Origin of the sequence: Spirosoma sp. KNUC1025, assembly GCF_045160025.1 — a bacterium.
Taxonomy (GTDB): Bacteria; Bacteroidota; Bacteroidia; order Cytophagales; family Spirosomataceae; genus Spirosoma.
In genome coordinates, this window is the sequence record NZ_CP087139.1 from 5,600,204 (window position 1) to 5,613,680 (window position 13,477).

The 13,477-nt window shown below is 50.3% G+C and carries 11 protein-coding genes; 4 read left to right on the top strand and 7 right to left on the bottom strand.

From position 1 onward, the window contains the following. Positions 1–24 precede the first annotated feature (24 nt). From LN737_RS24540 to LN737_RS24550, 3 genes are all read right to left on the bottom strand, one after another. A complete protein-coding gene (locus LN737_RS24540; RefSeq protein WP_405512887.1) occupies positions 25–3,219 on the bottom strand; it encodes an efflux RND transporter permease subunit in 3,195 nt (1,064 codons plus the stop codon). A gap of 86 nt (positions 3,220–3,305) precedes the next feature. Next, positions 3,306–4,469 carry an efflux RND transporter periplasmic adaptor subunit gene (locus LN737_RS24545; RefSeq protein WP_405512889.1) on the bottom strand — a complete coding sequence of 388 codons (1,164 nt, stop codon included), beginning with the start codon at positions 4,467–4,469 and terminating at the stop codon, positions 3,306–3,308. Positions 4,470–4,643: 174 nt separating this feature from the next. Then, a complete protein-coding gene (locus LN737_RS24550; RefSeq protein ID WP_405512891.1) occupies positions 4,644–5,984 on the bottom strand; it encodes a TolC family protein in 1,341 nt (446 codons plus the stop codon). Positions 5,985–6,293: 309 nt separating this feature from the next. Between LN737_RS24550 and LN737_RS24555 the strand changes: the two genes are divergently transcribed. The 4 genes from LN737_RS24555 to LN737_RS24570 all read left to right on the top strand — a co-directional run bounded on the left by LN737_RS24555 (position 6,294) and on the right by LN737_RS24570 (position 9,849). Then, positions 6,294–8,021: a glutamine--tRNA ligase/YqeY domain fusion protein gene (locus LN737_RS24555; RefSeq protein ID WP_405512893.1), complete on the top strand. Its 1,728-nt coding sequence runs from the start codon at positions 6,294–6,296 to the stop codon at positions 8,019–8,021. 79 nt (positions 8,022–8,100) lie between these two features. Then, the gene (locus LN737_RS24560; protein ID WP_405512895.1) at positions 8,101–8,289 is read left to right on the top strand and encodes a DUF4160 domain-containing protein; all 189 of its coding nucleotides are present in this window, start codon (positions 8,101–8,103) and stop codon (positions 8,287–8,289) included. A 41-nt stretch (positions 8,290–8,330) separates the two neighbouring features. Beyond that, complete coding sequence (locus LN737_RS24565; RefSeq protein ID WP_405512897.1) at positions 8,331–8,645, top strand: DUF2442 domain-containing protein; 315 nt, start codon at positions 8,331–8,333, stop codon at positions 8,643–8,645. A gap of 199 nt (positions 8,646–8,844) precedes the next feature. After that, positions 8,845–9,849 carry a LacI family DNA-binding transcriptional regulator gene (locus LN737_RS24570; protein ID WP_405512899.1) on the top strand — a complete coding sequence of 335 codons (1,005 nt, stop codon included), beginning with the start codon at positions 8,845–8,847 and terminating at the stop codon, positions 9,847–9,849. Between the two features lie 300 nt (positions 9,850–10,149). On the opposite strand, the gene LN737_RS24575 is transcribed toward LN737_RS24570, so the two are convergent. The 4 genes from LN737_RS24575 to LN737_RS24590 form a co-directional block, all read right to left on the bottom strand. Continuing rightward, a complete protein-coding gene (locus LN737_RS24575; protein WP_405512901.1) occupies positions 10,150–10,566 on the bottom strand; it encodes an ester cyclase in 417 nt (138 codons plus the stop codon). A gap of 79 nt (positions 10,567–10,645) precedes the next feature. Continuing rightward, positions 10,646–11,428 carry a hypothetical protein gene (locus LN737_RS24580; protein ID WP_405512903.1) on the bottom strand — a complete coding sequence of 261 codons (783 nt, stop codon included), beginning with the start codon at positions 11,426–11,428 and terminating at the stop codon, positions 10,646–10,648. A 343-nt stretch (positions 11,429–11,771) separates the two neighbouring features. After that, complete coding sequence (locus LN737_RS24585) at positions 11,772–13,043, bottom strand: DUF1624 domain-containing protein (RefSeq protein ID WP_405512905.1); 1,272 nt, start codon at positions 13,041–13,043, stop codon at positions 11,772–11,774. A gap of 3 nt (positions 13,044–13,046) precedes the next feature. Then, positions 13,047–13,427, bottom strand: a complete 381-nt coding sequence (locus LN737_RS24590) for a DoxX family protein (RefSeq protein ID WP_405512907.1) — start codon at positions 13,425–13,427, stop codon at positions 13,047–13,049. Between the last annotated feature and the right edge of the window lie 50 nt (positions 13,428–13,477).

Here is a 13,477-nt window from a genome sequence, read left to right on the forward strand (position 1 = left end):
AACACATTCGAGTCAGTAGCCAGACTATTTATCCACCATTTGCGGCTGTTCTTCGGGTTTTTCTTCTTTCTCTTTGGCGTTTTTCTTCAGTTCTTCAAGGCCCTTCTTCCCGTATGCCAGTCGCGTGATCGCTACGTACAGAACCGGAACCACGAAAATAGCCAATGATGTAGCGGCAAGCATACCGCCCAACACCGTCCGGCCGATGGTAGCACGGGCAACACCACCCGCACCACTGGCAATGGCCAGCGGGAATACACCCAGAATAAACGCCAGTGAGGTCATCAAAATCGGACGGAGCCGTAGCCGGACCGCTTCAATCGTTGACTCCAGCAGATCTTCCCCTTTATCCACACGCTCTTTGGCAAATTCAACGATCAGAATGGCATTTTTGGCCGCCAGACCGATCAGCGTAATCAAGCCAATCTGTGCGTAGACGTTGTTGCTCAGGTAGGGAAACAGAATCAGGGCAACGATGGCACCAAGGGCACCAATCGGTACGGAAAGCAATACCGAAAACGGCACCGACCAGCTTTCGTACAGAGCGGCCAGGAACAAAAACACAAAGCCGATGGACAGCATGAAGATGTAAACCGACGTACTGCCCGCATTGATCTCTTCCCGACTCAAGCCCCCAAAATCATACGAATAGCCCGCCGGAAGCACTTTGGCCGCCACTTCGCGCAGTGCGTCGTTGGCCTGACTACTGCTGTAACCCGGTTTCGCTACCCCGTTCAATTCGACCGTACGGAACAGGTTGAAGTGCGAAATCAGCGGAGCATTTTCAATGACGCTCGTTTTTATAACCGCACTGATCGGCACCAGTTGCCCGGCCTGATTGCGGACATAATACTGATTCAGCGCCGTCAGGTCAGAGCGGTACATGGTGTCGGCCTGCGCGACTACCCTGAATTTTCGACCGTAAATAATGAAGTCGTTGACGTACTGACTACCCAGATACGTTTGCATGGTTGTATAAACTGAGCTGACGGGTATGCCCAGTTTTTTACACTTATCCCGGTCGACATCAACCCGATAGGCAGGCGTTTTGGCCGTAAAATAGGTGAACGCCCGACCAATTTCAGGGCGCTTGTTAGCTTCGGTTACGAAGTTCTGCACCACATTGTCGAAGGCCCGTACATCATCGTTGGTTTCGCGTTGCTGAATTTCAAACGTAAAACCTGAGCTTTGTCCTAACCCCGGAATGGCCGGTGGCTGTAGAACCTGAGGCCGGGCATCGTTCAAGCCTGCCAAAGCCCGCTGCAACTTGGTCACCAGCGAGTCGGCCTGAAGGTCCCGCTCTTTACGTTCGTCCCAGGGTTTCAGTTTCATAAACACCGTTCCGCTGTTCGATTTCGACGCGAACGTAACGGCGTTCAATCCACCCAAAGCCGCAAAATGGTCGACGTAAGGCTGCTTCTTCAGGATGTCCATAATCTTGTTGAGCACCACCAGACTTCGGGCCGTTGAAGCTGCTTCGGGAATCTCATACGTAACGATCAGCCGCCCTTCATCTTCCGTGGGAATAAAGCCCGTGGGTTTCGCCCGGAACAGCATGATCGTACCGATATACACGACAATCAGCCCGACAATGACCAGCGGAGTTGCCTTGATGAGTCGTTTTACGCCATTGGAGTAGGCGGTGGTGACCCGCTCAAACCACTGATTGAATTTATAAAAGAATTTGTTCAGACCCGTTGCGTTTTCGTCAATGTGCATGGGCCGCAACAGGATGGTACACAAGGCAGGGGTTAGCGATAGAGCGACAAAGGCAGAAATCAGCACGGATACGGCAATGGTAATGGCAAACTGCTGATAAAGCCGCCCGACGATACCCGGAATGAAGCCCACCGGCACAAACACCGCAGCCAGAATCAGCGCAATGGCAATAACCGGTGCTGAAATCTCGCGCATGGCCTCGCGGGTGGCATCTTTGGGCGACATGCCCTTGTCGATGTTTACCTGCACGGCCTCCACCACCACAATGGCGTCATCCACCACAATACCGATAGCCAGAACGAACGCAAAGAGGGTCAGGGTGTTGATGGTAAATCCGAGCGGCACAAACAGGGCAAATGTACCCACAATCGATACCGGAATAGCCAGCAACGTAATGAGCGTGGCCCGCCAGCTTTGCAAAAACAAAAAGACAACCAGCACCACCAGCCCGAGGGCTTCGAGCAAGGTTTCAACCACTTCCGAAATCGACACCTGAATCACCGACACCGACTCAAACGGCACTACGTATTCAATATCTTTCGGGAAGGTTTTTTTCAGGTTGTCCATTGCCTGATAAACGCCTTTGGCCGTTTCAAGCGCATTACTTCCCGGCAACTGATACACCAGGAGATAGGAAGCCCGTTTGCCATCGACGAACGAATTGCTGGCATACGAAAATTTACCCAGCTGCACCCGCGCTACGTCTTGCAGATACACCAGTGAGCCTTTAGAGGGATCGCTACGTACTACTATCTTGCGAAACTCTTCCTCTTTGCTCAGGCGGCTGTTGGTAAAGACAGAATATTCAAATGCCTGCGAATTGGGCTGTGGAGACGCTCCCACCGACCCTCCGGCCACCTGTAGGTTCTGCTCCTGAAGCGCCGTAATAACCTCATCGGGCGTCATACCCAGTTGGGTAAGCTTATCGGGTTTCAGCCAGATCCGCATACTAAAGTCATCGGCCCGGCTGAAAATATCGCCTACGCCCGGCACCCGCAGCAGCGCATCCCGTATATAGATGTTCGTGTAGTTATCCATAAACGAAACATCATGCGTGCCTTTCGGGGAGTAAATGGCAACCAGCATGAACAGAGACGGGTTACGTTTCCGGACAACAACCCCCAGGCGCGTTACTTCCTGCGGAATCTGCGGCTGCGCAATACCCACCCGGTTCTGTACGTCGAGGGCGGCAATGTTCACGTCGGTTCCCACCTTAAACGTAACGTTCATCGTCATCCGGCCGTCATTCGTGGCATTGGTCTGTACATAGTCCATGCCGGGCGTACCGTTCACCTGTGTTTCAATCGGGGTCGCCACCGTTTGCTCCACGGTCTGTGCATCGGCACCCGTATACGTACCCGTCACCTGCACAACCGGGGGCGTAATGTCGGGGTACTGACTGACCGGTAAACTCAACAGAGCCAACACCCCCAACGCCACAATGACGATGGAAGCAACGATTGCCGTAACCGGCCGATTGATGAATATTTCTGCGAACATGGCTTAAAGAGTGAAAGAGCGAATGAGTGAATGAGTGATTGGATAAATAGCGGTTCGCTTTTTCACTCATTCACTCTTTCGCTCATTTATTTTGCTGCTGTCTGTCGATTACTGGAATCTGATTTGGGGTTGCCTGACTGACCAGGCTGGTCTACGCGCACTTTAGCACCCTCACGGATTTTCTGGGTCCCTTCGGTTACCACTAACTCACCTTCGTTCAGGCCATTTTTGACAATCACTTTATCATTGATACGGGCGCCGAGCGTTACTTTTTTCTGACTGACTTTACTACTGTCGCCAACCACAAACACGAAGTATTCGCTCATTTGCTCCGTTACAGCCTGATACGGTATCAGCAGCTGCGGCTGGCCCGAACTGTTTTTCACCCGAACGTTTCCGGCGAGGCCGGGTTTCAGCTGTTTTTCGGGGTTCGGAAAGGCAATCCGAACGCGCAGCGTACCCGTTTGCGGATCAACAGCACGGTCGACAATACGTATCGAACCCGGATATTTATAAGGCTGTCCGCTCGGCAGCATCAGAATAAAGGTCGAATCGCGTACTACGCCCGCTTTGTTCTGCAACGACAGAAAACGCTGAATCTGAGACTCATCGATCTGAACATCAGCCGCAATCGGGTTATCTTCCGATATGGTATTTAGCGGTGTCGAACCGGGCGCTACAGCGGCTCCCAACCGTACCTGCGAGATGCCGATGGTACCGTCCAATGGTGCATAAATCGTTGTGTATTTAAGGTTGGTGGCGACCTGCTGAATGGCGGCTTCGGCAGCCGCTACCTGCATTTTGTTGGCTTCGAGCGACGCATTGGCGTTATCGACCAGCTGTTTGGCAACCGCATCCTGTTGCGCCAGCGTATTGTAGCGGTCGGCATCTTTCTGCGCCCGGTTCAGGTTGGCTTTCTGTACGTTAAGGTTCGCTACGGCCTGGTCGTAGCTGGCCCGGTATTGCTGGGGATCAATCGTATATAATTTCTGCCCCCTACTGACCCGTTGCCCGTCCTGGAAAAAGATACCCGTAATGTTCCCGGCTACCTGCGGCTGAATCTCAACCTCACGCAATGCCGTTACGGTGGCCGGAAAGGCATCGTAATACGTAGCACTTTCTTTCTCAGCTTTTACGGCTGTTACCGGTGTGGGGGGCGGTGGTGCCTGCTGCTGGTCGTTCTTGTTGCCGCCACAGGCTATCAGCAAAACTCCTCCCGTAATTAAAAATAGATGTGTGAAAAGCTTCATTTTGATGATGTCAGGTTCTCAAACCCAACACGTTAGGTTGTTTCGACTTGTAGGTTATAATAAACTGTCGTGTTATAAGTACCCAACAGTACGCTACTCTATTTTGTGGTATCGGGTTCTTAAGCCCGACATATCGGATTGTGGTGTCAGGTTCTCAAACCTGACACCACTTATTTAAAATCGAATGACACCCAAAGATCGCTGGACGTCCAGTTTGCTGATGAGTACCTGATACAGGGCATTGAATACGTTTAATCGGGCAGTACGCAGGTCAGCTTCGGCAATCGTTACGTCCAGATAGGTTTTTATACCGGATCGGTATTGCAGGTTAATAACCCTATACACATCCTGAGCCAGCTCCTGATTTTCGCGCAGCGCCAGATAGTTCGCCAGATTCCCTTTATACGTTGCCAGCGCCTGTGCATACTCCGCATCGACGGCACTCGTTAAAGCTGCCAGATCCCACTGCAACCGCTGCACCTGTAGCTCAGCAATTTTGGTCTGCTGGATACGTCGGCCACCCTGAAAAATAGGCAGCGCAATCGACAAACCAATTAGTGAGTTCGGAAACACCATGTTAAACAATTGCCCGAAGGAATTATTCTGGTACAATAGGTTGTAGTTGCCGAAAGCAGCGACCGTAGGCAGATAAGCCCATCGATTGTAACGCACGTTGGCATCCAGCAGCCGTCCCTGTGTGATTAGCAGTTGATATTCAATCCGACTTTGTGGGTTCACCAGTTGTAATGTATCCAACGTCACTTCATTCGCCAGTTGCAGTGTATCGTAAGCCACTGTCAGACGTGTATTGGGCGGGTACCCCATCAACTGCTTCAGCGTTTGGTATTTAGAACCAACCAGATCATAATATTGCTTTCGTTGGGCGAGGGAATTGTTCAGGGCAATTTTGGCGCGTTGTGGATCAGTTTTATCAACTATCCCGCCCTGATACTGATTCGTGGCATCCTGCAAACTTCGCTGGAGCCGGGCAATGTCTTCGCCCAGAATATCGACCTGGCGCTGGGTCAGGATGACGTCATAAAACGCCTTACTCACATTAACCACTACGTCGATTTTGTTCCGGACGGTGGTCTGTGACGCCTGAACGCGGTAGGCATCCGCTGTCTGGTTGGCAAGCAGCAGGTCGCGGTTAAAAATATTCTGGGTCAGTGAAAGCGAGGCTGTCGACGTGTTTTTAGCCCCAATCACCCGAGGTACAACTTCACCCGTTGTAGGATCAGGAAAGAGCGTAGCAGGCTGTTTCAGGTAATGCTGTAGATTATAGCCACCGGCTATTTGGGGATACCAGGCCGCTAAGTTACTCTGGACTGTCCGTTCGGCAATTTCCTGATCAATAACCGACTGACGGACAATAGGCTGGTGATCCAGAGCGTACTGAATACAATCGGTGAGAAACGCCTGTTTCGATAACGAATCCTTTGTTTTCTGCGCAGAAGCCTGTATCGACAAAATCCACCCGATCGCAAAGAGGAATCCGATAAACGTTTTTTTCATAAAGAGTTTATTGTGCAACCAACCGCCGTATGCGGACTGATGAATGGCATGTATTACACAAAACCCGTTCTAACAACCTTTTTGTTCGCTCATTAACAATAAATTAACTACCGGCATCTCCTTACTTAAGTAGTTTTTCAGTACACTGGACGGGAGAAATAACGATTCGGAAGGACGGCTATCTGGCAGTGCTGCCGTACAAGCCAGCGCGTATGGATTCCGGTTTCGGTAAATAACCCATTCCTTTTCGTTTGCCAAACCCACCCAAAGGCCGTAATTTCGGGACTTTATCAGTAGTGATTTAGCGACATGGCCGAAGTTACGAAGGTACCAGAAGAATCGATTCCCGGCGAAAACAGCGCGTCTGACCGGTCTCTCAACTTTATTGAACAAATTGTCGAAGATGATATTGCCTCCGGCAAAAACGGGGGGCGTGTGCATACCCGTTTTCCGCCCGAGCCCAATGGTTATCTGCACATTGGTCACGCCAAATCCATATGCCTGAATTTTGGACTGGCCGACAAATACAGCGGGCAAACTAACCTCCGTTTCGACGATACAAACCCCGTTACCGAAGACACCGAATACGTTGATTCGATCAAGAACGACGTGCGCTGGCTTGGCTTCGAATGGGAAAATGAATTTTATGCGTCGGATTATTTCGACCAGCTTTACCAGTTTGCTGAAACACTGATCCAGAAAGGATTGGCCTACGTCGATGATTCGACCTCGGAGGAAATTGCTGAGCAGAAAGGAACACCCACCGAGCCGGGCCGCATGAGTACGTACCGCGACCGGAGCGTTGACGAAAATCTTGACCTGTTCCGGCGCATGAAAGCCAGGGAATTTCCAGATGGGGCCAAAGTGCTGCGGGTAAAAGGCGACATGGCATCGCCCAACATGCACATGCGCGACCCGATCATGTACCGGATCAAACACGCGCATCATCACCGCACGGGCGATACGTGGTGCATCTACCCGATGTATGATTTCGCCCATGGGCAGTCTGACTCCATCGAGCACATCACCCACTCACTCTGTACGCTTGAGTTCGAAGTACACCGGCCCCTGTACGACTGGTTTATCGAAAAACTCAACATTTTCCCCTCCCGACAAATCGAGTTTGCGCGGCTCAACCTGACCTACACGGTTATGAGCAAACGGAAGCTCAAGCAGTTGGTAGAAGAAGGTCACGTCAGTGGCTGGGACGACCCCCGGATGCCAACCATCGCGGGCCTTCGCCGGCGTGGGTATACGCCCGCCAGTATCCGCGAGTTCGCCGACCGGATCGGTATTGCCAAACGCGATAACCTCATCGACGTTGGGTTGCTGGAGTTCTGCATCCGTGAGGAACTTAACAAAACCACGCACCGCGTCATGGCCGTTGTGGATGAAAGGCCGTTAAAACTTGTCATTACCAATTACGAAGTAGGTCGTGAGGAAATTGTGCGGATTGAAAACAATCCCGAAGATCCCAGCGGGGGCGAACGTGACGTACCGTTCAGTCGGGAGGTGTATATCGAGCGCGACGATTTCATGGAAAATCCGCCGAAGAAATTCTTCCGGTTGTTTCCAGGCGGTATGGTGCGGCTAAAAGGCGCCTATATCATCAAATGTGAAGAGGTCGTAAAAGACAACGCAGGGGAAATTATCGAGCTGCGCTGCACCTACATTCCCGAAAGCCGGAGTGGTTCCGATACGTCGGGCATCAACGTGAAAGGTACGATTCACTGGGTATCTGTACCGCACGCGGTTGAAGCGGAAGTACGGCTGTACGACCGGCTCTTCTCGGTCGAGAACCCGGCCGCTGATGAACGTGAGTTCCGCGAATTGCTGAATCCGAAATCACTCGAGGTGGTACGTGCGTTTGTCGAACCGGCTTTAGTTGAAGCGGCCCGGTCAGGTACGCAAACCAACTTCCAGTTCATGCGGAAAGGCTACTTCATCCTTGATTCCGATTCTACCCCTGAAAAGCCCGTTTTCAACCGTACCGTTACGTTGAAAGATGGCTGGGCAAAGGAGCAGAAGAAAGGGTAAAATAAGGAAGGAATACGTAGAAACGGGTGCTATTGATTCGAACTTAATGGCACCCGTTTTATTTACAATTATTAATAGAATGCCCACCCTTTTTCGCCTGTTTGGTTTTCGATTTTTCTACCGGATGTACGATTTAATTAATGAACCGTGCCATATACATGCGAGTGATGATGGACTGAAATTATGCAAATACTGGATACGGGAAGATGGTAGTTTTAAATTGGCTGATTCAGTGAAAATTAAAACTGCAGAACGAAAAAAAAATTGAGAAGGCAATCGTCGACCACATAGATCAGATTAAAGAAACGTATGAGAACGCCTGTAAGAACAGTGGGATCAAGCCCAACTACTACCGTCAAGCGAACTAGCAAAGGTCGTCAGCGTCCAAATCTTGCCGATTTGCCCACATTCATCAACGTACAGGTCAATCCTGATACGATCTGTTTTAGCTTAAGCGATGGCCGTACGGTGACAATTCCCCTAGCCTGGTCGAAACTATTGAAAGAAGCGACCGTCAACCAACGCAACAACTTCACTATCAGTGCGTACAATATTTTCTGGGACGACATTGATGAAATAATTGGCGTTGAAAATGTGCTATTTGGTAAGGAATTGTATCTGTAGATAGCCTTCGGGTTACGGTATGAATAAATTTCACTTACATGATTTAGTGGCGTTAACACGTTTACTACCCGAGTATAATCTGCGAAATCGGCGTTATTCTTGATATTGGCCCCAATAACGAGTATATGCTTGAATTTGTCTGTATTCACTGGCGCACACAGGTAAATCCTGAAGCAATGGCCGTATAACTTCACTGCGTATGCCCAATTCGACAACCATGAAAGAAATTGCCCGGCAGTTAGGGGTGACGGTTTCAACGGTTTCGCGGGCTCTACAAAATCATCCCCGAATTGGTCTGCGAACACGGGAACGCGTGCATGAGCTGGCCCGACAACTGGACTTTGTTCCGAACTCAACGGCCATCAATTTAAAGCAGAAACGTACGTACACCATCGGCGTAGTGATCCCCTTCCTGACAGAGCAGTTTTTTTCACAGGCAATTTCCGGCATTGAAGACATTGCCATCAGCAAAGGCTATCACGTACTGGTCACGCAATCGCGGAACGACTACGAACGGGAACGGCTGGCTATCAGCAACTTTATCAGGCATGGGGTCGATGGCATTATTGTCTCGCTGGCGTCGGAGACGTTCAATAAAACCCATTTTCTGGAAGCCCAGACCCACAGCATTCCGGTCTTATTTTTTGATCGGGTTGCCAAAAACATGCCCAATAGCTACGTCTGTGTCGATATTACCCAGGGCGCGATAGAGGCTGTTGATTACCTGGTTAGCCGTGGCCTGAATCGCATTGCGCTGCTGAATGGTCCTGCTACGTTGCAGGCCACCGACGAGCGCCTGAAAGGGTATGTAACGGCGCTAGCTAACCACACTATTGCCGTTAATCCAGGCTACATTAAAAATGGCGATTTAACCGCCGAGGATACAATTCGGAAAACAAACGAGCTACTCGATCTGGCCGAGCCTCCTCAGGCAATTCTGGCCTTTAATGATTACCTGGCGCTGGATGCGATGCTGGTTTGCCGAAGCCGGAAACTGGTAATTAATCAGGACATTTACTTTGTCAGCTTCTCGAACTTATCCTTCTGCTCCTATCTGGAGCAGCCGCCTATTGCTTCCATCGAACAATTCCCTTATGAAATGGGGACGCAGGCGGCACAGCTGCTGCTCTCCGCTATGGAAAGCCCTGAGCAAACCGAAAGAAAGACCGTTGTCATACGTCCGAAATTGATTGTTCGAGCCTGAAACCCCACGATAGTGAGATTGGGAATGGCTTATAAAAACAAAAGCCCGGATACGTATCCAGGCTCTGTAACCTAACCCTTACTTCTTAAACCTATTATGTCCAGCTATTACTATTTGGCTATATTGGATTGACCACAACCTGTTTTTTCGTATCTATTTACCGACTGGGCTGCGATCATTTTGTGATCTACGTAACAAAGGTGGTTTGCCCGATACTTTTTCAAAAAACCAACTTACACAAACGGTCATAAATCAAGCGTAAAGTGTAGTAATCAGGGAATGAACCGTTTATGAATAAAGCTATTGAGTTGGTTCGAGTTTGGCGCCTAGTTGAAGCACCCGTCCCAGATCGTCGGCATTACGCCAGGTTTCCATAAACTTACCGTTTTCGATGTGGTGAATAAACGTAGCGCTGAAGTGCTGCCAACGCCCCCGGCTCGGTATACCAAAGAAACTTTCCTGCTGGCAACTGTTTGTGGCGCGTATCACCACTTTATTACCCTCAGCAATGATGTCTTCCAGTGCCCAGGTTTGTTTAATTTCGCCAAAGCTGGCAAACAGTTCACGTATCCCATCGGGGCCGGGCGACATACCGGGTTTGCCGCCGTGCATAATCCAGGTTTGAGCGGTCAGTTCGCAGATTTCCTCTACGTTTCCTTCGGAGATCAGATCAAGCCACCGTTTGGCCAGTTCTTTGTTTTCTTCGGTTTGCGACATGATTTTGAACGTTAAAAAGTCATTGGTTATTAGGCATTGATCAATAGGTTCTTCGCAAAATGGCCAATGACTGAATTGATTATTGACCCGGTGTTACCAACACAAATTTGTTATTGGTCGCTGTACCTTTGGCATCACCCCGCGCTACGTCGCTCTGGAAATAATACAACGGCTTTTTATTGAACGTACTCTGTTTACTGCCTTCAGGGCGCGTAATCGAATTAAACAGAGACGATGATACGGTTGATGGTGCTACGGCCGGTTCAGCCAGAAATTGCGGCCACAAAGCCAGGCAGCCATCTTTGCAATTGCTTACGTTGTCAGCATCATTGGCAAAGGTATACAGCGCTCTGGCCGACTTCATACCTACCAGATACTTACCAGCCCCTTTGTCGGCTACCATTACGGTGTAATCGGGCTTCGCTACGTAAAAACCGCCTTTGGCTTCGCCGGTTGCGTCGCCAGCCTTGGTGTCCTGCACAAACCGATACAAAGGCCAGCCTTTAAAGTTATTCTGCTTTTTGCCATCGGCGCGGGTAATTACCCCAAACTGAGTAGAATCCAGCCCAGCCGCAACCACTTTGTTCTTCTCATAAAAAATGGGCCAGGTATCAGCGCAACCACCTGAGCAGGCACTGTTGCCGTCAACATCTTTTGAGAAAATGTAGAGCGTGTTACCCTGTCCGTCGGTGAGGAGGCTACCCAGTTTGGCATCCTGGCGAACGTTGATGTTGGCAGCGGGCGCCGGGTCCGATCCGTTGTCTTTGCTACAGGCTTGCGAAACCAGGCTAAGAATGCCCAGCGCAGCCAGTGTACGTAACGTCTGAGGTAGTGTGATGAGGTGAATGGTACGTGTCATCATGGATTAATAAAAGAGAAAGTGGTTGATAATAAGTTGATTGATTAGAGCAGCAAAGAGGGTCAGATACGTATTGCTTTGGCAAGTTGTCTGTTGAAGAAGCTCTGCGACCCTCCTTCGCTGTTGACGGATCAAAATTGGCAGGCCGCTAAAGCATAGCGAAAAAAACTGGCGCGAGTCGGCAGGATCGGTGCCGGAAACGGCCTCTATCAGGCTGTGAACCGTTCGCTCAAACGCGTTACGCTGGCAAGGAATTAACAACTAATCAGGCATTTATATATTAGCAATTTTCCCCCTTCAGGGGGACGGGGGAAAATTGCCCAGCGCAGAGTCAGTCAACTCATCCTTACAAATACCGCCAGAACCAGCCTGTACGGGTACGTTTAAACCTGTAATACCAGTTGCATAACGGATAGAGAGCGACCACCAGGACAAACCAGATCAGGTAGGTCATCCCGAGCGAAACGCCTTCGCCGGGTGGAATGCCACCCGTTCCCTTTTTGAAATCAATACGTTGCCAGGAAACGCCCGCTGCCAAGAGATGCAGCACCGATACGGCATGAATCAGATAAAAATGCAGGACGTAATAAAACAAGGGCACACGCCCATAAACGGCAAATATGTTCATCCAGCTGACCCGCCGGCTTTCCAGTGCGCTCAACATCAGCAACGCAATGCCAAGTAACAGAAGCGTATAAAGCAATGAAGGCGGATACTTCGTAACGTTTAGAAACGACATGAGCGTAAGCACGACATCCGACTGCTTGTGCCATGATAACGGGTCGCCATATACGTTAGTCAGGCGAAGTAGAATAAAACTTGTAAGGGCAGCTATCCCGATCCACACAAGTTTTCGTCTACGCCAGGCTGGTGTCACCGACCGATCGTACCAGTTGCCAGCGCAATAGCCCAACGTCATGATTCCAATCCAGGGAAGCACCGGATACATAAACGCCAGTTGAAAATCAGGTGTCAACCGAATCACGCTACGTTCGTGCACCATTGACCAGAGCCAGTACCAGCGAGACGTAGCCGAAACGGTCACACCATCGAGCAGGTTGTGCCCCGTTACCAGCCCCAGACCGATACAAAGGAGCACACGGCCAGGCAACCAAATCAATCCACTCAGCACAATCATGCTTATTCCGATGGCCCACATCACCTGCAATTGCACAAACGAAAAGGTTGGATCGAACCAGAATGCAAAATTGATGACTGTGATCTCCAGAAAAATAAACCATAAACCCCGGCTCAGCAGGAAACCCGACAGTTGCCTTGCGCCCCTCTGAGCACCCGACAGCTTCGCCGACAGACCCGCCAGAAAAACAAAAGTCGGTGCACAGATATGCGTGAGGATACGCGTGAAAAAGAGTGCCGGATTGGTTGTGTTCAAATCCGTTGGATTGTAGAACATGCCATTTACATGCAGAAAATCGCGGGTATGATCGAGGGCCATTATCACCATTACCAGCCCCCGGAGTGTGTCGATGCTGGTCAGCCTGGCAGTTGACTGATTAACGCTGACACCATCCAGGCGGTTGGCGACGGGCACTAATGCGGATGTTGGTGTATGGCCCATCTCCGGGATCTGAGCTTCCATCGTTTCAGTACGCAGCATGAGCTATCGGCTGACAGACAGTTTGTTCTGACGGAAGCGTTTGCGCTCAATCCAGAGCAGTATCAGGCCCAATGCGGCAAATAGCATCGGAGCACCAACCTGATTGCTTTGCCCCGCCTGTACATGTGTCAGCACAGCGCCTGTTGCCCAGAAGAACAATTCATACACAGCAATGAGCCGGAATTTAGGCCAGAGTAGGCCAATAGCCAGCCCCATTTCAAGAATACCCACAACGTAGCGCATGGCATCCGGGTACCCCCATTGCCGAAAATGATCAATGTGCATCTGCACCCCAGCTAGTTTCGACATACCGGCTCCCATAAAGGCGATAGCCAGTAGCCCGGCCAACAGCCAGCTTAAGCGATTGATTGTTTTTGTTTTCATCGGTAAAAAACTGTTTTAAAAATGGCTCGTATACGTAGTCGCCGTCGACA